Origin of the sequence: Streptomyces sp. NBC_01717 (assembly GCF_036248255.1) — a bacterium.
Classification (GTDB): domain Bacteria; phylum Actinomycetota; class Actinomycetes; order Streptomycetales; family Streptomycetaceae; genus Streptomyces.
Genome location: NZ_CP109178.1, coordinates 6,457,960 through 6,479,766 on the forward strand (window position 1 = coordinate 6,457,960; position 21,807 = coordinate 6,479,766).

The following is a 21,807-nucleotide window of genomic DNA, read 5'->3' on the forward strand; positions in this document are numbered from 1 at the left end:
GGGAGTGCGGGCGAGGGCTACTTTGTTCCATCACGATACAAAAACCTGCCCGGGAAAGCGAATCCCGTCCGTGGCGAATCCCTTCCGTCAGGACCTGCCGCGGCCCGTCGTCTCCGCCTCCAGCGCAAGCCGGGTGTTCGGACCGTAGACGCCCGCCGGATCGCCCTCGATGGACTTGTACGACTGATAGACGCTTACCGCGTGCTCGACCTGGCCCGTGTAGTCGCCGTCGTCGTGCCCCCGGTACAGCCACACCTCCTGCAGCCGCCGTTGCAGCTCGGCCACCGCGGGGCCGTGATCGCCGCGCTGCAGCGTGCGACCGTGCGGTTTCGCGATCGACGGGGACGACGACGTCCCTGCGGACTCCTCGGCGGAGGCCGGGGCCGTCGGTGCGGCCGGATGCGACGAGGTGGCGGACGGGGAGGGCGAGGCGCTCGCCGACGGCGAGGCGGAGGCGGATACGGATGGCGACGCGGAGGCCGAAGGTGAGGCGGACGGAGACGCCGACGCCGACGTCGACGCATCGGGTGAGGTGGACGCATCGGGGACGGCCGACAGGACGGTGCTCGGCAGGGCCTGCTCGCGGTCGGCGCCCCCCTTGCCGTCCCCGCTGAACAGTCCGCCGACGAACGCCGCGGTGCCCACCACCGTGACCACGGCCGCGCCCACGGCGACCGCCGCGAACGGGCGGCGACGGCGTGGCTGCACCGGGTCCACCCGGCCCACGGCGTCCATGGTGGCAGTGGCGTCCCCGGCCTCGTAGCGGGGCTCCGGCGCTCCGGCGCTCTCCGGCAGTGCGGGCGGCGGCCCCGTCATCGCCTCCCGGTCGAGGAACAGCGGCATCGTCATGGCCGCGTCGTTCCCCGACGGGGTGCCGGCCGCCATCGTGTCGGCCGCCGTTCCGTCGCCCCCCAGCGTCACATACGGCCTGATCCGCAGCGGATCGAAGTCCTCCGCCGCCGCTGTCTCGGCCTGCGCGGCGGCCCGTCGCGCCGCCCGCTCCGCGCATCCGCAGCCGGGCCCGGCCGAGGGTCTCCCCTCCGGTGTCCCGTCCGGTCTCTCCGCCGATCTGTTGTCCGTACCGCACTCCGGGCAGACCTGTCCGGTCATTTCGTGGGTCCCCTCCCCTTGAACTGCCTGCGATTATGCAGCCCGCCGCGATGACGCCCCAACAGGCCATAACGGTCCACTGCGGCCAGGATGGGGATGTAGCGGACCCGAGGAGAGTTTTTATGGCCAACCAGCTGAGCCCCCCGGCCCTGGCCCCCGGCGAAACCCGCTCCCAGCGGACCGTCCTCGTCGCCATCGGCGCCCTGCTCCTCGGCATGCTGCTCGCCGCACTCGATCAGACCATCGTCTCCACCGCCCTGCCGACCATCGTCAGCGACCTCGGCGGCCTCGAGCACCTGTCGTGGGTGGTCACCGCCTATCTGCTCGCGTCGACCGCGGCGACCCCGCTCTGGGGCAAGCTCGGCGACCAGTACGGGCGCAAGAAGCTCTTCCAGATCGCCATCGTCATCTTCCTCGTCGGCTCCGCACTCTGCGGCATGGCCCAGAACATGCCGCAGCTGATCGGCTTCCGCGCTCTGCAGGGCCTCGGCGGCGGCGGACTGATGGTGCTCTCGATGGCGATCGTCGGCGACATCGTCGCCCCGCGCGAACGCGGAAAGTACCAGGGCCTGTTCGGTGCGGTCTTCGGCATGACGAGCGTCCTCGGACCGCTGCTCGGCGGCCTCTTCACCGAACATCTCAGCTGGCGCTGGGTCTTCTACATCAACCTGCCGATCGGCGTCGTCGCGCTGCTCGTCATCGCCGCCGTGCTGCACATCCCGGTCCGCGTGGCCAAGCACACCATCGACTACCTGGGCACCTTCCTCATCGCCGCCGTGGCCACCTGTCTGGTCCTGGTCGCCTCACTGGGCGGTACCACGTGGGCCTGGGGCTCGGCACAGATCATCGGGCTCGCCGTCCTCAGCGTGCTGATGCTGATCGCTTTCGTGTACGTCGAGCGGCGCGCCGCCGAACCCGTACTGCCGCTGAAGCTGTTCCGGATCCGCACGTTCAGCCTCGTCGCCGTCATCAGCTTCGTCATCGGCTTCGCGATGTTCGGTGCGATGACCTATCTGCCGACGTTCCTGCAGGTCGTGCACAACATCACGCCGACCATGTCCGGTGTGCACCTGCTGCCGATGGTCGTCGGCCTGCTCGTCACATCGACCGTGTCCGGCCAGATCGTCAGCCGTACCGGCCGCTGGAAGGTCTTTCCGATCCTGGGCACCGGCATCACCGCGATCGGCTTGATGCTCCTGCACCGGCTCACGGAGTTCAGCAGCACCGCGCAGATGAGCGCGTACTTCTTCGTCTTCGGTGCCGGGCTCGGTCTCGTGATGCAGGTCCTCGTGCTGGTCGTCCAGAACGCCGTCACCTACGAGGACCTGGGCGTGGCCACCTCCGGGGCGACGTTCTTCCGCTCCATCGGCGCCTCGTTCGGTGTCGCCATCTTCGGCACGATCTTCACCAACCGGCTCACCGACAAACTCGGCGCGGCGCTCTCCGACATCACCCTGCCACCCGGCGTCGACGCCGGCCGGCTGGCCGCCGACCCGCGCGCCATCACCCAACTGCCGCCCGTACTGCGACCCCCGGTGCTCCATGCGTTCTCGACCTCGATCACCGATGTCTTCCTGTACGCCGCCCCCGTCGTCCTGGTCGCCTTCGTCTTCGCCTGGTTCCTCAAGGAGGACAAGCTGCGCGGCTCGGTGACGGCCCCCGACAGCACCGAGACCCTGGCGTCCAACCCGGTCGAGCGGTCCTCGTACGACGAATGCGCGCGAGCCCTGTCGGTGCTCGCGACCCGCGACGGGCGACGCGATGCCTATGTGAAGATCACCGAGCGTGCGGGGTACGACCTGCTGCCCGCGGCGAGCTGGATGCTGCTGCGCATCAAACGGCACGGCACCGTCGAACCCGGACTGCTCGCCGACACCATCCCGGTGCCGCTGCGGGTGATCAGCGACGCGGCGCGGCAGCTCGAGGAGAGAGGCCTGGCCCGGCGTGAAGGGGTGCAGTTGGTGCTCACCGACAAGGGCTCGGAGGTCGTGATGAAGCTCGCGCAGGCCCGCGAGGAGTCGCTGGCCGAGCTGTTGGGCGACTGGTGGGGGCCGGAACGGCCGAGCGACCTGTGCAAACTCGTGGCGGAGCTGACCGCCGAGACGTGCGGATCGAGGGAGGAACAGCCGCACGGGCCGGAGCCGAAACGGGATCACGCGGCCTGAGCCGCGCTGCCCGGTCCGGGGCAGCCTCGCCCGGCCTACAGCTCCTTGGCGAACCAGTGCTCCGCGTACGGGTTCCGGTGGAAAGCCGGGACTTCCGCGTAACCGTGCTTGGCGTACAGGCCGCGCGCCTCCACCAGGTCGTTGCGGGTGTCCAGCCGGATCCGCCGTACGTCGAACGCACGCGCCGCGCTCTCGACCGCCGCCAGCAGCAGGCCGCCACCGCCCGTGCCGCGGAACTCCGGGCGTACGAACACCCGGGTCAGCTCCGCCACGTCCGCGTCGATCAGGAGCAGCCCGGCGCAGGCCGCCGGCTTCCCGTCGAACCTGCCGACGACGAATTCCCCGGTCGGCGGGGTGAGCCGGTCGACACCGTCGTCGGCGAGCCCCTCGTCGATCTCCTGGGCGGTCGCGGGCCGCCCCCAGTACCGGCTGGCGACCTCGTCGTAGTAGTCCCGGCGCAGCGCGGTGGAGTCGGGGGAGTCGAAGCGGTCCGGGGCAACAGTCCAGGTCATGTTCGTGATTGTGACTTGTGCATGATCGGAAGCCAAAGGGTTTGACCGGCGGTCCGGCCGACACGGATGGCCCCGCGGACAGGTCGGTGCGGGATCTCCGTACCGCGCTTCACTCTGCGCACAACTGTTCGTGACCGTGCGCCCGTCGGTCACGGGGACAGACGTACGGGCGAAGGGTCCGGTTCCGGCCGCTGGGGCCGGAACCGATCCGCGATCCGAGCGTTCTTTCGGACAAGAGCGGGGTGACAGCCAGGCGAAGAAGGGGTTGATTGTGTCTACCTCATAGCGCAATGCGAAGGTTTCACAACACGTCCTGGGACGAGGACGGCGGATGAACGGTGGGAGGGTCGGCGCAGCGTGGCGAATGCGGAGCACAGTGTGCGCGGAAACGCGGCGACGGGGGCGAGGACCGGGGCAGCCCGGGCCGTGCTCTGGCTGATTGTCGCCTTGCTGGCGGGGCGACAGATGGCGGTGGTGCTGCGGCAGCCGCCGGGTGAACGGCTCACCGATCTGGAGACGTGGATCGGTGAGAACGGTGTCCTGCATGTGACGGGATCGCTCTACGACAGCGACCGGTTCACCGGCACCCCCTTTGCCGGGCTGGTACTGAAGCCGCTGGCCAGGACGGCCGAACAGAGCCTCGGCGTCGCCTGGACCTTCGGTTCGCTGCTGCTCGTCGCCGCACTCGGCCTGGTCGCGGCGCGCGCCCTGCCGGGGCCCGTCTCCCGTCGCACCGCCCTGCTGGCCGCCCCCGTCGCGATCAGCCTGCTGATGCTGTCGCTGCCGGTCCGTAACGCCCTCCACCTCGGCCAGACCAGCATCCTGCCGGTCCTGCTGGTGCTCCTCGGTTGTTTCGTGGCCCGTGGAGAACGCGCTTCCGGCGTACTGATCGGGATCGCGGCCGCGCTCCAGCCGACCGTGCTGCTCTTCGCCGTCCTGCTGTGGCTGACAGGTCGCCGCCGGGCCGCAGTGACCGGTGGCACCGCATTCGCCGCCTGCACCGCGCTGGCCTGGGCCGTGATGCCGCACGACTCGTGGTCGTACTGGGTGCACCATGTCGCGGGCGCCGGACTCGGCGACACCGCGGACAGCCTCGCCAACCAGTCCCTCCACGGCGCGCTGCTCCGCTTCGGCCTGGCGGGCCCGCTCGAGGTCGGGCTGTTCCTGCTGCTGGCCGCCGCCGTCTGCTACGTCGGGCTGCGGCGCGCCGTGCGGTACGCGAACGACGGCCAGCTGCTCCTCGCCGTCGCCGTGACCGGCTGTGTCGCCGTCGCCGTCTCGCCGACCGCCTGGCAACACCAGCTGCTGTGGGTGCTCCTTGCGGTGGTCGGCCGGGCCGGCGTGCGGGCCTCCGACCGGCTGGTGTGGCCGGCCATCGTGGTGCTCGTGATCACGCTGCCCGGAAAGATACTTCTGCCGAACACCCCGGTCGCCTTCCCGGTGCGGGACAACGTGCTGCTCCTCGCTGCGCTGGGCGCCGCCTGCGCCGCGCCGTTCCTGACGCGCACCTCGCCGTACTGGCAGCGGCCGATCCCCACGGACTACGCCCTCCCGGTTCCGGCCCGTTGGAGCCGCGTACCGCTGCTGCCGTTCTGGCGACGGGTGCTCAGCCGTCCCAACCTGCTGCTCGAACTTCTGCTGATCCGGGTCGTCTACTCGGGGTATGCGCACGTCAGGCTGGCGGCGACGGCCGGCCGCGGCACCGCCGAGGCGCACGGCCGGCAGATCCACTCGCTCGAGAAGTGGCTGCACATCGACATCGAGCACTGGGCCAACCACGCGGTCGTGCACATCGGCTGGCTGAAGAGCTTCTTCGACTACTACTACTCGACGTTCCACTTCATCGTGCCGCTGGCCATCCTCGGTGTGCTGTACGTACGACGCCCCGCGGACTACCGCTGGGCCCGCTCCACCCTCGGCTTCGCCACCCTGGTCGCGCTGCTCGGCTTCTGGCTCTACCCGCTGGCGCCGCCGCGGCTGATGCCGGGGCTCGGCTTCATCGACACGGTCCATGGTGTCCAGGACTTCGCGAAGCCGGACTACGGGACGCTCACCTCGATGACCAACCAGTACGCGGCGATGCCCTCGCTGCATTTCGGGTGGTCGCTCTGGTGCGGTGTCATGATCGTGATGCTGGCCCCGAAGCTGTGGATGAAGGCGCTCGGGCTGCTGCACCCGCTGTTCACCGTCTCGGCGATCGTCGCCACGGCCAACCACTGGGTGCTCGACGCGGTGGGCGGGGCGCTGGTCATCGGGCTCGGCTTCGTGCTCACCTACGTCCTCGCGGGACCGCGGAAGCTGCAACCGGCGGCGGACCGGGCAGCCGGGGCGGAACGGAACCCGCCCGCGGCGGATCGGGCCGCTTCCGCGGAGGCGACCGGCGAGACGGTGGGCAGCAAGACCTGAGTGGCGACCGGCCGCACGTGTGCCGAAGGGGTGCCGGAACGACCTGTGTCGTCCGGCACCCCTTCGGCGTGGATCGCCGCCTACCCCGGGCGGCCCGCCACTCGAACAGCCCACCCCTCACTCGAACAGCCCAAGGCGGTCAGTGGGACGGCCCGAGCGCCCAGGCGGCGAACGACAAGGTGGCCATGGAAGCGACCGTGGATGCGACGACGGAGTTGCGGGCGAGCTTGGTGTCCAGACCGTACTGGCGGGCGTAGATGAAGGCGTTCTGGGCCGTCGGCAGCGCGGAGCACACCACCACGGCCAGCAACTGATGGTCCGGCAGCCGCAGCAGCGGGCCGCCGACGAGGAACGCGATCAGCGGCTGGACCAGCGTCTTCAGCACGACGGCGACTCCCACCTCCGCACGCTCCCCGGAATCCGCCACTCTCTCCGAAGATGCGCCGGTCGCCGCCGGGCGTCCGTTCAACGACAGGCCGAGGGTGATCAGGGCCGTGGGCACCGCTGCCGCGCCGAGCAGATCGCAGGAGTGCGTGAGGGCGGTCGGCAGTCGCAGCCCGATCGCGGAGACGGCGACGCCGAACATCGAGGCCATGATGATCGGGTTGCGGACCGGCATGGTCAGCATCCGCCGGAAGGTGACGCCCTTTCCGGAGCCGGTCCCCGTCCCCGTGTCCAGCAGTGTCAGGATCACGGGGGAGACCAGCAACACCTGGAACAGGATGATCTGTGCGACGAACGACGCGTCGCCCAGCACCTGAACCGCCACCGGGATGCCGAGATTGGCGGAGTTCACGTAGCCGGACGCCATGCTGCTGATCGCCTGGTCGGCGGTCTTGCGCCCGAAGAGGCGCCGGGCCAGGACGAAGCCGAGGGCACTGACGAGCGCCGTACCCGCGGCGAAGGCCACCATCGAGGAGTTGGCGAAGGCGTTCAGCCGTGCGCCGGAGACCATGATGAACAGAGCCGCGGGCATGGCCACGTGGAAGACGAACCGGCCGAGCACGGCTTCCGCCTGTTCTCCGAGGAGGCCGCTGCGGCCGACCACGTAACCGATGCCGGTGAGCGTCCAGATGGGGGCGAAGCCGGAGAGCAGGGCGTGCATGGACGCCATGATCCTCGTGCCCCCCTGCGCCTCCCGGAGCGGGGGTGCGTGCGGGCAGGCCGTGGGGGACGGATGGGCAGCGGCTGCGGACAGGTCGCGGGGCGCGGACGGGCGGCGGGGGCCGGGGCGTAGGGGGGAAAGGCCCCCGCCGCCCGAATCCGCGAGCCGGTCAGCCGGTGGGCGTACCGGCCTTGTCTGCCGTGCCGGCCGCGCTGACCTGTAGTTGCTTGATCCCGTTGAGCCAGGCGGAGCGCAGCCGCCGCGGGTCGCCGACCAGCCGCAGGTCCGGCAGCACGTCCGCGATCGCGTTGAAGATCAGGTTGATCTCCATGACGGCGAGGGACTTGCCGAGACAGAAGTGCGGTCCTCCGCCACCGAAGCCGAGATGGGGGTTGGGGTCCCGGGAGATGGAGAAGGCCTCCGGGTTCTCGAAGACCTCGGGGTCGTTGTTGGCGGAGGAGTAGAACAGCCCGACCCTGTCCCCCTTCTCGATCCGCTGCCCGCCCAGCTCGACGTCCTGGGTGGCGGTCCGCTGGAAGGAGACCACGGGGGTTGCCCAGCGCACTATCTCCTCGGCGGTCGTCTCCGGGCGCTCGCGCTTGTACAGCTCCCATTCGTCGGGGTGGGTCAGGAAGGCGTGCATGCCGTGGCTGATGGCGTTGCGAGTGGTCTCGTTGCCGGCGACGGCGAGCAGGATCACGAAGAAGCCGAACTCGTCGGAGGAGAGGTTGCCTTCGCCCTCCGCGGCGACCAGCTGGGAGACGATGTCCTTGGCCGGGCACTCCTTGCGATCCGCGGCCAGGTTCATCGCGTACGAGACGATCTCCATGGCCGCCTCGGTGCCGACCTCTTCGGTGATCGCGTACTCGGGATCGTCGTACGCGGCCATCTTGTTGGACCAGTCGAAGATCTTCGACCGGTCCTCCTGCGGTACGCCGATGAGCTCGGCGATGGCCTGAAGCGGCAGTTCGACGGCGATATTGGTGACGAAGTCGAAGGAGCCGTCGTCGTCGGCGGTGGCGAGCGCCGTCTCGACGATCGAGCGGGCGCGGCTGCGCAGAGCCTGCTCCAGGGACCGGATCGCACGGGGTGTGAAGCCGCGCTGGACGATCTGGCGGACCCGGGTGTGCTCGGGCGGGTCCATGTTCAGCATGATCAGCTTCTGGACCTCGATCTGGTCGCGGCTGATCGACTCGTTGAAGCGGATGACTGCCGTGTTGGTGTGGGACGAGAACAGTTCAGGGTGCGTGGAGACGTACTTGACGTCCGCGTGCCGGGTGACCACCCAGTAGCCCTCGTCGTCGAATCCGGAGATACCGGCCGGCTGGGTGCACCACCAGACCGGGGCGGTCTCCCGCATCCGGGCGAACTCCGGGTACGGGATGCGGGCTTGGAGCAGGTCGGGATCGGTGAAGTCGAACCCTTCGGGCAGATGAGGGCAGGGCATCGGCAACTCCAGGTCGGTCCGAGGGCCGCCCGAGCCATGCCTGACGACCCATCAGAAGTTGCCGGAAAGGTAGTAACGAGTTCTACAACCCGCAAGGGCCATGGCCGGATCTGTTGCGTGAAGACTGGGTGCGCCAGGCAGGGAGTGGGTGCAAGGTGCGTGCACGGCTCTTGCGTACCGGGGGTAAGCCTCATAAGACTGCTTGCAGAACTAGAACGCGTACTAGTTCCTTCCGTGGGCGCCGGGACGCCCCCTGCGGAAGTGCGAGGAGAGGACGAGCTCATGGCCGCGGAACCCGTCATCGTCGAAGCCGTACGCACCCCCATCGGCAAGCGCGGAGGCGCGCTCGCCAATCTGCACCCCGCCTATCTGCTGGGCGAGACCTACCGTGAACTCCTGGGCCGCACCGGCATCCATGCCGACTGCGTCGAACAGATCGTCGGCGGTACGGTCACGCATGCCGGCGAACAATCCATGAACCCGGCGCGCAACGCCTGGCTCACCGTCGGACTCCCGTACGAGACCGCCGCCACCACCGTGGACTGTCAGTGCGGCTCCTCGCAGCAGGCTTCCCACATGGTCGCCAATATGGTCGCCGCCGGAGTCATCGACGTCGGTATCAGCTGCGGTGTCGAGGCCATGTCGCGCGTACCGCTGGGCAGCGGCTCCAAGCACGGCCCCGGTAAGCCCTGGCCGGACGAGTGGAACGTCGATCTGCCCAACCAGTTCGAGGCCGCAGAACGCATCGCCCGCAAACGGGGCCTCACTCGGGAGAACGTCGACTCGCTCGGGCTGATCTCGCAGGAGCGGGCAGCCGTGGCCTGGGCCGAGGAACGCTTCAAACGTGAGACGTACGCGGTCCAGGTGCCGACCACCGAGGAGGAACAGGCGGCGGGGCAGGGCATGTGGCGCCTCGTCGACCACGACGAAGGGCTGCGGGACACCACCATGGAGGGGCTCGCCCGGCTCAAGCCGGTCATGCCCACCGCCATCCACACCGCGGGCAACTCCTCGCAGATCTCCGACGGTGCCTGCGCGATCATGTGGGCGTCCAAGCGGATGGCGCGGGCGCTCAAGCTCAAGCCGCGCGCCCGGATCGCCGCCCAGGCACTGGTCGGCTCCGACCCGCACTTCCACCTCGACGGCCCGATCGACGCGACCCGTGCGGTGCTCGGTAAGGCCGGGATGTCACTGAGGGACATCGACCTCGTCGAGATCAACGAGGCGTTCGCGTCGGTGGTGCTGAGCTGGGCGCAGGTCTTCGATCAGGATCTGGAGAAGGTGAACGTCAACGGTGGGGCCATCGCGCTCGGCCACCCGGTGGGCGCCACCGGGGCCCGGCTGATCACCACGGCACTGCACGAACTGGAACGCAGGGACAAGGAGTTCGCACTCATCACCATGTGTGCGGGTGGGGCGCTGGCCACCGGCACGATCATCCAGCGGCTCTGAGCGCGACCCCGGCCGGGGTGTTGCCAGGTGCGCCCCGGCCGGGGGTCACGCCGTCCGGGCAGGGCGAAGGCCCCGACCGGAACCCGGTCGGGGCCTTCGTGTGAAGCTGCTTGCCACCGGCTCAGTACCAGTGGTTGGCCTGCCAGAACGTCCAGGCGGCGCAGGGGCTGCCGTAGCGGGAGTTCATGTAGTCCATGCCCCACTTGATCTGGGTCGTGGGGTTGGTCTTCCAGTCGGCGCCGGCCGAGGCCATCTTCGAGCCGGGCAGCGCCTGGACCAGGCCGTAGGCGCCCGAAGAGGCGTTGGTGGCGCTGGGGTTCCAGCCGCTCTCGTGCGAAACGATGTTGCTGAAGCACTGGAACTGAGCCTCGTTGCCGATCATCGCTCGCGCCGTGCCCTGTACGCCGGTGGCGGCGGACGCCGGTGCGGCCATGGCCGGGGTGACGCCGAGGCCCAGACCGGTGGCGCCGAGGACCGCGGCGGCTCCGGCGACGACGGCCTTGCGGCGAGCGGTGCGGGGCTGGGCGAGGAAGTTACGGACGAACGACACAGGCGAACCTAACCGTTGGGGACGGGGGAGTCGCGGACCGGGTCCAACAGTGCGGGGACCGGTGCTGGTTGACCGCGTTCCGTTCCGGTGAACGCTTGCGGTGCTCGGCGACGTGACCAGTGTTAGCCGCGGCGTTCAACCGTGGCAATGACCCCTGATACGGCCTTGCCTCGCATCAGGGACCAAAGGTCCTCAACCACCCCAAACGGTTCTATAGCAGGTCGGAGGGGGTGAAGCGGGTTCTATGTGCGGCCGGAAACCCTACTACTCACGGTAGTGGAGGACTAAGGTCCTGTGGGCGCCTTCACGCCTTCGGGACCGTCGAATGTGACCTGGACCTCGAAGGATGCGCGGCGCGTGGCCCGTCGCAGCGCCTTCAGCAGCGTGGAGCCGATGGTGAGGGTCAGTGCCATGGTCAGCACGGCCCGGCCCAGGTCCCAGCCCAGTGAGGTGGCCAGGCAGTACGCGAAGAAACGGACCAGATTCTCGGGCAGCGGGTCACCGGGGTGGAACGAGATGCCCGATCCGAGGCCCGGCACGATCGTCCAGCCGTACAGGTTCATCACCGTGCCGTACGCGAACGCCGCCACACCGCCGTACGCCGCGAGCATCAGCAGCTCGGCCCGCCCGCGCAGCCGGTCCGGGGCCGGCAGCAGGCCGGCGCCCATCGTGAACCAGCCCATCGACAGCATCTGGAACGGCATCCATGGGCCCACCCCGCCGGTGAGCAGGGCGGACGCGAACATCGTCACCGAGCCGAGCACGAAGCCGAAGCCGGGGCCGAGCACCCGGCCGCTCAGCACCATCAGGAAGAACATCGGCTCCAGGCCCGCGGTACCGGCGCCGAGCGGACGCAGCGCGGCACCGACCGCGGCGAGCACACCCAGCATCGCCACCGCCTTCGCGTCCAGGCCGGAGTCCGCGATGGTGGCGACGACCACACCGACCAGGAGCGGAAGCAGTGCGGCAAACAGCCACGGTGCGTCCTGGGAGTGGGCGAGACCGGAATCCGCGTCCGCGAGCAGCGGCCAGCCGATGGAGACGACGCCGATCGCGCTGACGAGGAGGAGTGCGGCGATCGCACGGGGGCCCAGTCGTACGGGACGGCTTCGACGGTCGCTCATGCGCCTGCCTCCAGCGCCCCGCGCACCTGCGTCACGGTCAGCCACTCCTGCGGGGCGAGGATCTTCGCGGTCTGCGGCGCGAACGCCGGTGACGAGACCACCACCTGCCGGGTCGGCCCGTCCGCGACGACCTCCCCGTCCGCGAGGATCACCACCCGGTGGGCCAGCTCGGCAGCGAGCTCCACGTCGTGCGTGGCCAGGACGATCGCATGGCCCTCGGCCGCCAAATCGCGCAGCACACGTATCAGCCGGGCCTTCGCCGCGTAGTCCAGACCGCGGGTCGGCTCGTCCAACAGCAGGAGCGGGGGCCGTGCGGTCAGCACGATGGCCAGCGCCAGGGCGAGGCGCTGCCCCTCGGAGAGATCGCGGGGGTGGGTGTCGTCCGGTACGTCGGGAAGCAGCTCGGAGACCAGGGCCCGGCAGCTGCCCGCCGCCGCGCCCGCGTCGGCGTCGGCCGCCGCGCACTCGGCGGCGACCGTGTCCGCGTACAGCAGATCGCGCGGTTCCTGCGGTACGAGCCCGACCCGGCGCACCATGTCGCGTGGATGTGTGCGGTGCGGGGCCCGGCCGCCGACGAGGACGGTGCCGGTCGTGGGCCCGACCAGGCCGACGAGGGCGGCGAGCAGCGTGGACTTGCCCGCGCCGTTGCGGCCCATCAGGGCGACGGTCTCGCCCGGTGTGACGGAGAGCGTCACCCGACGCAGCGCCTCGACACGCCCACGCCGCACCCCCAGGCCCTCGACCCGGGTGGTCGCTTCCACCACACCTTCGGGAGCGGACCGGGGAGCGGGCGTGCGCAGGCGCCCGAACAGACCGCGGCGTACGGGAGCGGCCGCGGGCAGCGGCGCCGGGGCGGCGGGCGCCGACGGAGCGGGCGACGGCGGTTCGGCCGAGGCCAGCCGCTCCCGCAGATCCGTCGCACGGCGCCGTGCGTCGCGTACCGAAAGCGGTAGCGGCACCCAGCCCGCCAGCCGGCCCAGGGCCACCACCGGCGGGTGGACCGGGGAGACGGCCATGATGTCGGCGGGGGCGCCCATCACAGGTGCGGCACCCGGCGACGGCAGCAGGACGACCTGGTCCGCGTACTGGACGACGCGTTCCAGGCGGTGCTCCGCCATCAGGACCGTCGTGCCCAGATCGTGCACCAGCCGCTGGAGCACCGCGAGGACCTCCTCGGCCGCCGCCGGGTCCAGTGCGGACGTCGGTTCGTCGAGGACCAGGACCTTGGGGTGCGGGGTCAGCACCGAGCCGATCGCGACCCGCTGCTGCTGGCCGCCGGAGAGTGTGGCGATCGGCCGGTCGCGCAGTCCGGCGAGGCCCAGCAGGTCGAGGGTCTCCTCGACCCGCCGCCGCATCACGTCGGGGGCGAGTCCCAGCGACTCCATGCCGTACGCCAGCTCGTCCTCGACGGTGTCGGTGACGAAGTGGGAGAGCGGGTCCTGTCCCACGGTGCCGACCAGATCGGCGAGTTCGCGCGGTTTGTGGGTACGGGTGTCACGGCCGTCGACCATCACCCTGCCGCGCAGCGTGCCGCCCGTGAAGTGCGGTACGAGACCGGAGACGGCGCCCAGCAGCGTCGACTTGCCGACCCCCGACGGGCCGACGAGCAGCACCAACTCGCCCTCGGGGACGGTCAGATCGACCCCGGACAGGGTCGGGCGCGCCGCCCCCTCGTACTGCACCGAGACCTGCTCGAACCTGATCACTGGCTCTCCTCGGAGTTCGCGACGGCCACAACGGGTGGCGCGGGCGCCACCACCGCGGGCAACAGCCCGATCAGCACCGCCGCCGCGGGCCACAGCGGGAACACCGGCGCCGTCAGCGGTACCACTCCGGGATGCAGCGCCTCCGTGTCGGCACTGCCCGCCCAGATCATCGCCGCCGCGACCACCGCACCCGACCCGGCCACCAGCCAGGCCCTCGCCCCCCACCGGTCGGGCCGGTAGCGGGTGCGGACCGAGCGGGCACCGCCGAGCCGGAGCCCGGCCATCGCGGCGACGAGCCCGGCGAACAGCAGCGGCAGCCCGTACACCGCACCCTGCGAGGCCAGCAGACCGTACGTGCCGGCGCAGACCCCCAGCAGCCCGCCGAGCGTGAGGACGTTCGTGGTGTGCCGCACGGCACGCGGCACCTGGGCCGTGCGCCCGTATCCGCGCGCGTCCATCGACGCCGCCACCGCCACCGACCGCTCCAGCGCACCCTCCAGCACCGGCAGCCCGATCTGCAGGACGGCCTTGATGCCACCGGCGGGGCGGCCCCGCAGCCGCCGTGCGGTGCGCAGCCGCACCACATCGGCAACCATGTTCGGTGCGAACGTCATCGCGACGACGACCGCGACGCCCGCCTCGTACAGGGCGCCCGGCAGCGACTTCAGCAGCCGGGCCGGGTTGGCGAGCGAGTTCGCCGCCCCGATGCAGATCAGCAGGGTGGCCAGCTTCGCCCCGTCGTACAGCGCGAAGAGCAACTGTTCGGCGGTGACCCGGCCGCCGATCCTGACGCCCTGCGCCCAGTCGGGCAGCGGCACTTCGGGCAGGGTGAACACCGGGTGCGTACCGGGGATCGGCGAGCCGAGAAAGACGGAGAACAGCAGCCGCACGCCTACGACGAACAGCCCGATCCTGATGAACGCCCCGTACGAACGGGCCCACGGCGCATCCGTCCGGCGCGCCGCCACGACGTAACCGGCCACCCCCACCAGCAGCCCGAGCAGCAGTGGATTGCTGGTCCGGGAGGCGGCGGTGGCCAGCCCGAGCGCCCACAGCCACCAGGCCCCCGCGGGCAGGGCGTTGCTGCGGGTCGCCTCGGGGGCACGCAGGGCACGGCCCGGCCGGGCCGTGCCGGCGGAGACGGTCATCCGCGGCGGCGGCGGGCCTGCACGACCGCGGCGACGCCGAGCAGAAGGACGGCGGCGACACCGGCGAGCACCCCGGCGGACGGACCGCCGCTGCCGCTCCCCGGGTGGGCCGAGGCGGACGGGCTCGCGGGCTCCTGCGACGTGGTGTCGGCGTGCCCGGTGCCGGAGACCTGCTCACCGCAGCCCGAGGCCGGATAGCCGGAGATCGCGCAGAGCAGTGCCTCGCTGCTGTAGCGCAGCGGCTTGGCCACGGAGGCGAGGGCCTCCGCGGCGCTCGCGTCCTCGGCGACCTGCGCGCACGCGGTACGCGGCGCGGGCGGCGTCTCCCCGTCAGGGGCGTCCGCCGCCGTGCCGGGGTCGATGACGAGCGCGACCCGCTTGCTGCCGTCCTTGGCGGGGGTGTCCGCGCAGATCGCCGCGAAGTCGGGGGCGCGGCGTGGCTTCGCCGAGTCCTGGGAGTCCTCGCTGACCGAGAACCGGAAGCCCTGCACCGCACCGTCGTCGGGCCGGACCAGCGACGGGCCCTGGGTGGCATACGCCCAGCCCGTCCCCTTGCCCTCCCAGAACGACCAGTAGCGGTAGCCGGCCGCGTGGGCGGTGCCCGCGCCGAGCACGGTCAGGACGGCGCCGAGAACGAGCAGCAGGGCGCCCGCCGTCGGCCACCCGGATCGATTCCCCGCTCGGTTCACAGCTGCGGGGTCTTCCGGCGGCTGCTGATGAGGAAGCCGACACCGGCACCGGCGGCGAGACCGATACCGACGAGCCACCACACGCCGAGACCGGCGTCGTCGCTCGTGCCGTCCTGCGCCGCGTAGTCGCTGGTGGCCGGCGAGGGTGTGTGGACGGCGGCCGGCTTCGGCCCGGTCGCGCTCAGCCGCTCGACCAGGTCGACACCGCCGAAGTCGCGGGCATCGGCGCCGGTCGTGTGCGCGGCCACGACCAACTGGGCGTAGGCGGCCGGGCCGTTCTCGGCCGCCCAGGGCGCGGCGTGCTTCTTCAGCCAGCCGAGCGCGCCGGCCGCCTTGTCCTGGTGGCCCGCGGCGGCCAGGGCGACGACCGCGTCCGCGGTGTTGCCGAAGTCGGGCTGCTCGGTGGTGTCGGTGGCGCCCGGCATCGGCGGCTGGTTCAGGTGGCCGGTCTTCGCGAGGGCACCCGCGAGATAGTGCGCACCGTTCTGGGCGGCCTGCTCGGGCTTGACGACGGCGCCCTTGTGGCAGGTGGGCGCCTTGTCCTCGGACGCGGAATTGTTCCAGGCGGCCAGCCCCTTGCCCATGGAACCGAGCACACCGGCCGCGGTGGCGTCCGCGTTGGCGGCGAGCTTGCCGCCCTTGTCGGGCTGGTACGCGAACGCGCCGCCGTCCTTGCCGCCGCACGGGATCGCCAGCTCGAGCAGCGCGTCGTACGGCGTTTTGCCGCCCTCGGTCGTCACATCGCCGAGCCGCTGGCCCCGCTTGGCCAGGGCGCCGATCACGATCGAGGTGGAGTTGGCGTCGCTGGGCGAGCCCGGGTTGTAACCCCAGCCGCCGTCCTCGTTCTGAACGGACTTCAGCCAGGCGACCCCGTTGTCGACGGCATCGCCGTGCCCGCCGACCTCGGCGAGCGCCTGGACCGCGGCGGCTGTGGCGTTGGTGTCCGTCATGGTCTTCGCGTCGCACGGTTTGCTGACATCCGCGCGGTACGAGGCGTAGGCGCCGCTGTCACACTGCTGGGCGACCAGCCAGTCGACGGACGCGGCCGCGGGGGTGACCCCTTCGAGCCGCTGGGCGATGAAGGCCAGCGACTGCCTCCAGACCCCGTCGTACGTCGGGTCCTTGGTGCCGTACAGCCCGGACGGCAGCGCGACGGACGGGGTGGGCGACGGAGACGGCGCCGCCACCGCGGCCGGGGCAGCGGCCGCACAGAGCACGGTGGCGGTGGCGGCGAGCGTTGCTGCGGTGCGGCGAACGGTCATGGTGGGCTGGGCCTCTCCTGCGGTGGGAACCGGGCACAGGCACACTCAGGCACCAGGCTCCGGCCCCGTATGCCTCGACGGTGCCGGTCACCGGGGTTCCGGTGACGCGAGCCGGTCACGACCGCGGACAGGGCATTCCGACTCACCGCTGTGTCAGCGGCTCACGGTTGCGTGGTCAGTGCCGGATTCGCACCGGCTTCCCCCTGAACGGGCATGATGACGACGCCCACACTCTACCGGGGCCTAGCCCGCCGCTTCGGGCGGAGGGGCGCCCGGAACAGCGACGTACGTCACCCGTGAGGTCGGGCCGGGTCGGGCCGGGTCGGAGCGGTGGGAGAGGAGGTCAGCCCCTGATGACGGCCGGTGCCTCATCGCGAACCGTGGCCATGGTGGCCTTGTCGCGGGCTTCGTCGTTCAGGCGGAGGAGCGGCTCGGTGTTGGAGGGGATCGTCGGCGAACCCCCTCACACCGCGATGTACGTCACCGGATCGCTCCCTGTCATCGCCTCCGCGCGCCCCAGCTTCACCAGTCGGCGGACGTGGGCCTCGGCCTCCGAGACCGCAATGTTCCGTGAGCCGTGCGGGATCTGTTCCCACGGCCGGTTCCACTCCATCCGCTCGGCCAGCTGCCACGGCGTGAGCGGGGTGGCGAGCAGCGCGAGCAGGCCGGTCAGCCGCTCCTCGTGGTGGTCGAGGAGTTCCTGTACGCGCCGGGCCGCGTCCGGGAACGCGTGCTGGTGGGCGGGCAGCACCTCGGCGACGCCCAGCCGGCCGATGCGCTCCAGCGAGTCGAGGTAGTCGCCCAGTGGGTCGGTGGCCGTCGCGTCGTCCGGGTCCTCGTACAGCCCGATGTGCGGACTGATCCCGGGCAGCAGATGGTCGCCGGAGAAGAGCCGGCCGCGGCCGGGCAGGTTCGCCGGGTGGTCCTCCTCCAGATGCAGGCAGACATGGCCGGGGGTGTGGCCCGGCGTCCAGACCGCGCGGAGCCGGCGGCCCGCCAGGTCGAGCAGCTCGCCGGGGACGATCTCGCGGTCCGGGAGGGCGGCGCGAAGGCCGGGCAGGGTGCGCATCCGGCCGGTGGCGCGGGCGGCGCGCAGTGGGGCGAGGTGGTCCTCGGGGGCGCCGACCGCGGTGAGTTTCGCCGCCAGGTAGGCCAGCCAGGTGCCCGGTTCGGACTCGCGGGTGCGGCGCACGATCGCGGTGTCCGCGGCGTGCATCGCGATCCAGGCCCCGGATGATTCGCGGACCTGGCCGGACAGGCCGTGGTGGTCGGGGTGGTGGTGGGTGATGACCACGCCATGGATGTCGGTGATGCCGACTCCGATGGCGGTGAGGCCCGCGACCAGGGTGTCCCAGGCCTCCGGGTCGTCCCAGCCGGTGTCGATCAGGACCGGGCCGCGGCCGGTGTCAAGGACGTGAACCAGGGTGTGGCCGAGCGGGTTGTCCGGGATGGGGACCTTGATGGACCACACGCCGCCGCCGTGCTCGGTCACCTGTGTCATGAGATCCCCATCTCTCGTCCCGGCATGCGGCCGTGCTGCGCCGCAACCACTGTAACGAGAACTCGTTCCAGTAGTAGCCCTGGTCGACTATTCGTCCGAGGTCGATCGCCGTCGGATCCGTGGACTCCTGGAACTGGAACTGGTATCAGTTCTGACACGGAGTCAGGTATGGAGTCAGGTGCGGAGTCGGTACGTGCCGGGTCGCGGGAGGCAGCAGCCATGACCGAGCTTGTCGAACACGGAAAACTGTTCATCGGCGGGGAGTTGGTCGATCCGCTCGGCCAGGACGTCATCGAGGTGATATCGCCCCACACCGAGCAGGTCATCGGCCGGGTGCCGCACGCCTGCGAGGGGGACGTGGACCGGGCTGTCGACGCCGCCCGCCGGGCCTTCGACGAAGGGCCCTGGCCGCGGGCGTCCCTCGACGAGCGGATCGAGGTGATCACCCGGATCAAGGACGCGTTCGCCGTGCGGTACGAGGAGATCGCCCGCGTCATCAGCTCCGAGAACGGAACCCCGTACAGCTCCAGTGTGATGGTGCAGGCACTCGCCGCGATGATGGTGTGGGACGCGGCGATCACCGTCGCCCGTACCTTCCCGTACGAGGAACGGCGCGACGGCGTCCTCGGGCCGCTGCTGGTGCGCCGGGAGCCGGTCGGCGTCGTCGCGGCCGTCGTGCCGTGGAACGTCCCGCAGTTCACCGCCGCCGCCAAACTCGCGCCCGCGCTGCTGTCCGGCTGCACGGCCGTCCTCAAGGTCTCGCCCGAATCGCCCCTGGACGCCTACATCCTGGCCGAGATCGCCGCCGAGGCCGGGCTCCCCGAGGGCGTGCTGTCGATCCTCCCGGCGGACCGCGAGGTGAGTGAGTACCTGGTCGGGCATCCGGGCATCGACAAGGTGTCGTTCACCGGCTCCGTCGCGGCCGGCCGCCGGGTCATGGAGGTCGCTTCGCGCAACCTCACCCGGGTCACCCTGGAGCTGGGCGGAAAGTCCGCCGCCGTCATCCTCCCGGACGCCGATCTCGACGCGGCCGTCGCGGGCATCGTCCCGTTCGCCTGGATGATCAACGGCCAGGCGTGTGTCGCCCAGACCCGCATTCTCGTCCCGCACTCCCGCTACGACGAGATCGCCGAGGCGTTCGCCGCCGCGGCGGGCGCGCTGAAGGTCGGCGACCCGCTCGACCCCGCCACCGAGCTCGGCCCGCTGGTCGCGCGGCGTCAGCAGCAGCGCTCCCTCGACTACATCCGGATCGGCCAGGAGGAAGGTGCCAAGATCCTTACGGGCGGCGGCCGTCCGGCCTCCCAGGAGCGTGGCTGGTACGTCGAGCCGACCCTCTTCGGATCCGTCGACAACTCCATGCGCATCGCCCGCGAGGAGATCTTCGGCCCGGTCATCTGCCTGCTGCCGTACGGCGACGAGGCGGAGGCGGTGAAGATCGCCAACGACTCGGAGTACGGGCTCAGCGGCAGTGTCTGGACCGCCGACACCGAACGTGGCATCGACATCGCACGCCGGGTCAGGACCGGCACGTACAGCGTCAACACGTTCAGTCTCGACATGCTCGGCCCGTTCGGCGGCTACAAGAACTCCGGCCTGGGACGGGAGTTCGGCCCCGAGGGGTACGGCGAGTACTTCGAGCACAAGATGATCCATCTGCCCGCCGGGTACCAGCCCGCGCAGCCCGGACCGCAGGAGGCGTGATGGGGGACCGCTGGCAGGTGGAGGTCGACCGGAGCGTCTGCATCGGCTCCGGGATGTGCGTGAACCACGCCCCGGACGGCTTCCGGCTGGACTCCGCCCGGCAGTCGCATCCGGACGCCCCGGAGACCGACGCCAACGAGCAGGTGCTCGCGGCGGCGGAGGGGTGTCCCGTCGAGGCGATCACGCTGACGCTGCTCGACTCGGGCGAGGTGGTGTTCCCGCCGGAGGACTGAGGCCTCTGCCCCGCGGGAACGTGAGCGCGAGGTGCGGCCCGACGCGGGACCGTCGGGCCGCACCGTCGACGGACGGGGACTACGCGGTGCAGCCGGTGTCGGCGATCACGAAGTAGCCCGCCGGTGACTCCCGCAGGGTGTGCGTGACGAACACGTTGTACAGCCCCATGTTCTGCTCGGACCCGTTGGCGTACACATAGCCGCCCGTGGTGTGCGCCCTGCCCGCCGCCACCTGGGCGTAGTTGGTCGCCGTGTAACAGGCGCCGCCACCCGTCCCGCCGGTCGTGGTCGCCGTCACCGCGGCCGAGACGGTACCGGCCGCGCCCGATCCGTCGACGGCCGCCACCGTGTAGCGGTACGCAGTCCCGGCGGACAGCCCCGTGTCGGTGAACGCCGTCGACGTGGGCCGGCCGACCTCGGTGCCGTTGCGGTAGACGGCGTACGAGGAGGCTCCCGTCACTGCGCTCCAGGACAGCACGGCACTGGTGCCCGTGACACCGGTGACCGTCAGACCGGACGGGGCCGGGAGCGGGTTCTCGCCGCCGCCGGGTGTGCCCTGGTCCAGCCCCCAGAAGACACCGGTGTAGTACGACGAGCAGATCGAGTTCAGGAAGTACGCGGCCGTGGACCCGCACCGATCGGTCCCCGAGCCGGGGGAGACGGCCAGGCCGTGGCCCATGCCGGAGATGGAGTACGTCTCCACCGCGGGCTTCCCGGAGGCGTCGTTGTAGACGCTGCGGGTGGTGTTGCCGGGAAGGGTGTCGGTGCTCGACGGGGTCTGGCCGATACCCCACACATCGGTCCACTGGTCACGCAGCGCGGTGGCGTTGGCCGGGTAGACCGTGTAGTCGGACGTGCCCTGCCAGATGGCGACCCGAGGCCACGGGCCGGTGTAGCCGGGGAAGCCGGCGCGGACCTTGGCGCCCCACTGGGCGGGGGTCAGCTTCTGCGGGCCCGTCTGGCAGCCGGAGGCGGCGGCCTGGCTGGTGGCGCACTGCGCGGGCAGACCGGACGCCACGGAACCGCCCGCGAACACGTCCGGGTACGCGGCCAGCAGGTCTGCGGTCATCCCGCCGCCCGCCGACAGGCCGGTGACGTACACCCGCCGCCCGTCGGAGCCGTACTGCTGCTTCGCGTGCTCCACCATCTGCACGATGGAGGCGGCCTCGCCCTTGCCCCGGGTGTCCTCGGCCGGATCGAACCAGCCGAAGCAGGAGAGCGAGTTGTTGGCGGACGTGGTCTGCGGGAAGACCACGGCGAACTTCCACAGGTCGGCGTATTTCGGCCAGCCCGAGTTGGTGTAGTAGTCGTTGGCCGTCTGCGTACAGCCGTGCAGGGCGATGACCAGGGGTGCGCCCGCGGGCAGATCGGCGGGGGCGTACTCGTACATCTGCAGGTTGCCGGGGTTCGTGCCGAAGCCGGTGACCTGCTGCAGGCCGCCGGCGGCAGCGGCGGGCTGCGTGGCGCCCACGGTGCTCAGCGTCGCCGCGACGAGGCCGAGGACGGCCGTGGACGCGACGCGCCGTAGCAGGCGTCGCAGGATCGATGGGCGCACGGGGGGCCTCCCTGTTCGGAACGTGCGGGCGTGCGGACTGTTGCCGGAACCTACGAGTCCGGGCCGTCCCCGCCCATGGGGCGGGCTGACATCCCTCGGTCCCCGCTGTGTGCGGCGCCGCCCTTGCGCAGCGAGCACCGG

The 21,807-nt window shown here is 71.1% G+C and carries 17 protein-coding genes, 1 pseudogene and 1 riboswitch; of the genes and pseudogenes, 5 read left to right on the plus strand and 13 right to left on the minus strand.

What is annotated here, in order from left to right:
* Window positions 1-87: 87 nt before the first annotated feature.
* Entirely contained in the window at window positions 88-1,110 is a 1,023-nt protein-coding gene (locus OHB49_RS29280) for a peptidoglycan-binding domain-containing protein (protein ID WP_329164001.1), read from the minus strand.
* A gap of 122 nt (window positions 1,111-1,232) precedes the next feature.
* On the opposite strand from OHB49_RS29280, the gene OHB49_RS29285 reads away from it, so the two are divergent.
* Entirely contained in the window at window positions 1,233-3,275 is a 2,043-nt protein-coding gene (locus OHB49_RS29285; protein WP_329164002.1) for an MFS transporter, read from the plus strand.
* A gap of 35 nt (window positions 3,276-3,310) precedes the next feature.
* Here the strand turns inward: OHB49_RS29285 and OHB49_RS29290 are convergent, their stop codons facing one another.
* A complete protein-coding gene (locus tag OHB49_RS29290; protein ID WP_329164003.1) occupies window positions 3,311-3,787 on the minus strand; it encodes a GNAT family N-acetyltransferase in 477 nt (158 codons plus the stop codon).
* A gap of 426 nt (window positions 3,788-4,213) precedes the next feature.
* On the opposite strand from OHB49_RS29290, the gene OHB49_RS29295 reads away from it, so the two are divergent.
* On the plus strand, window positions 4,214-6,193 hold the full coding sequence (locus OHB49_RS29295; protein WP_329166660.1) for a bifunctional glycosyltransferase 87/phosphatase PAP2 family protein: 1,980 nt from the start codon (window positions 4,214-4,216) through the stop codon (window positions 6,191-6,193).
* 139 nt (window positions 6,194-6,332) lie between these two features.
* Here OHB49_RS29295 and OHB49_RS29300 read toward each other — a convergent pair whose 3' ends face one another.
* Window positions 6,333-7,307 carry an AEC family transporter gene (locus OHB49_RS29300; protein ID WP_329164004.1) on the minus strand — a complete coding sequence of 325 codons (975 nt, stop codon included), beginning with the start codon at window positions 7,305-7,307 and terminating at the stop codon, window positions 6,333-6,335.
* A gap of 160 nt (window positions 7,308-7,467) precedes the next feature.
* Window positions 7,468-8,745, minus strand: coding sequence for a cytochrome P450 (locus OHB49_RS29305; RefSeq protein ID WP_329164005.1), 1,278 nt, complete (start codon window positions 8,743-8,745; stop codon window positions 7,468-7,470).
* Between the two features lie 282 nt (window positions 8,746-9,027).
* Here OHB49_RS29305 and OHB49_RS29310 point away from each other — a divergent pair, with 282 nt between their 5' ends.
* Window positions 9,028-10,197: a steroid 3-ketoacyl-CoA thiolase gene (locus tag OHB49_RS29310; RefSeq protein WP_329164006.1), complete on the plus strand. Its 1,170-nt coding sequence runs from the start codon at window positions 9,028-9,030 to the stop codon at window positions 10,195-10,197.
* A gap of 121 nt (window positions 10,198-10,318) precedes the next feature.
* Here OHB49_RS29310 and OHB49_RS29315 read toward each other — a convergent pair whose 3' ends face one another.
* The 8 genes and pseudogenes from OHB49_RS29315 to OHB49_RS29350 all read right to left on the minus strand — a co-directional run bounded on the left by OHB49_RS29315 (window position 10,319) and on the right by OHB49_RS29350 (window position 18,177).
* Window positions 10,319-10,747, minus strand: a complete 429-nt coding sequence (locus OHB49_RS29315; protein WP_030970437.1) for a transglycosylase SLT domain-containing protein — start codon at window positions 10,745-10,747, stop codon at window positions 10,319-10,321.
* A 284-nt stretch (window positions 10,748-11,031) separates the two neighbouring features.
* On the minus strand, window positions 11,032-11,871 hold the full coding sequence (locus OHB49_RS29320) for an ECF transporter S component (protein WP_030970439.1): 840 nt from the start codon (window positions 11,869-11,871) through the stop codon (window positions 11,032-11,034).
* Window positions 11,868-13,577, minus strand: coding sequence for an ABC transporter ATP-binding protein (locus OHB49_RS29325; RefSeq protein ID WP_329164007.1), 1,710 nt, complete (start codon window positions 13,575-13,577; stop codon window positions 11,868-11,870). The genes OHB49_RS29320 and OHB49_RS29325 overlap by 4 nt, the downstream gene beginning before the upstream one ends.
* Window positions 13,574-14,725, minus strand: coding sequence for an energy-coupling factor transporter transmembrane component T (locus tag OHB49_RS29330; protein ID WP_030970443.1), 1,152 nt, complete (start codon window positions 14,723-14,725; stop codon window positions 13,574-13,576). The genes OHB49_RS29325 and OHB49_RS29330 overlap by 4 nt, the downstream gene beginning before the upstream one ends.
* Window positions 14,722-15,369, minus strand: coding sequence for an SCO2322 family protein (locus OHB49_RS29335; protein ID WP_329166661.1), 648 nt, complete (start codon window positions 15,367-15,369; stop codon window positions 14,722-14,724). The genes OHB49_RS29330 and OHB49_RS29335 overlap by 4 nt, the downstream gene beginning before the upstream one ends.
* Before the next feature lie 41 nt (window positions 15,370-15,410).
* Window positions 15,411-16,676, minus strand: a complete 1,266-nt coding sequence (locus OHB49_RS29340) for a prenyltransferase/squalene oxidase repeat-containing protein (RefSeq protein ID WP_329164008.1) — start codon at window positions 16,674-16,676, stop codon at window positions 15,411-15,413.
* Window positions 16,677-16,740: 64 nt separating this feature from the next.
* Window positions 16,741-16,927: riboswitch (cobalamin riboswitch) on the minus strand.
* Window positions 16,928-17,019: 92 nt separating this feature from the next.
* Window positions 17,020-17,121 (minus strand): annotated as a pseudogene (locus OHB49_RS29345) (hypothetical protein); the annotation flags it as partial.
* 18 nt (window positions 17,122-17,139) lie between these two features.
* Window positions 17,140-18,177, minus strand: a complete 1,038-nt coding sequence (locus OHB49_RS29350) for an MBL fold metallo-hydrolase (RefSeq protein WP_030970449.1) — start codon at window positions 18,175-18,177, stop codon at window positions 17,140-17,142.
* A gap of 219 nt (window positions 18,178-18,396) precedes the next feature.
* Between OHB49_RS29350 and OHB49_RS29355 the strand changes: the two genes are divergently transcribed.
* Window positions 18,397-19,878 carry an aldehyde dehydrogenase gene (locus OHB49_RS29355; protein WP_030970451.1) on the plus strand — a complete coding sequence of 494 codons (1,482 nt, stop codon included), beginning with the start codon at window positions 18,397-18,399 and terminating at the stop codon, window positions 19,876-19,878.
* Entirely contained in the window at window positions 19,878-20,111 is a 234-nt protein-coding gene (locus tag OHB49_RS29360) for a ferredoxin (RefSeq protein WP_030970453.1), read from the plus strand. The genes OHB49_RS29355 and OHB49_RS29360 overlap by 1 nt, the downstream gene beginning before the upstream one ends.
* Window positions 20,112-20,190: 79 nt before the next feature.
* Here the strand turns inward: OHB49_RS29360 and OHB49_RS29365 are convergent, their stop codons facing one another.
* On the minus strand, window positions 20,191-21,666 hold the full coding sequence (locus OHB49_RS29365; RefSeq protein ID WP_329164009.1) for an extracellular catalytic domain type 1 short-chain-length polyhydroxyalkanoate depolymerase: 1,476 nt from the start codon (window positions 21,664-21,666) through the stop codon (window positions 20,191-20,193).
* Between the last annotated feature and the right edge of the window lie 141 nt (window positions 21,667-21,807).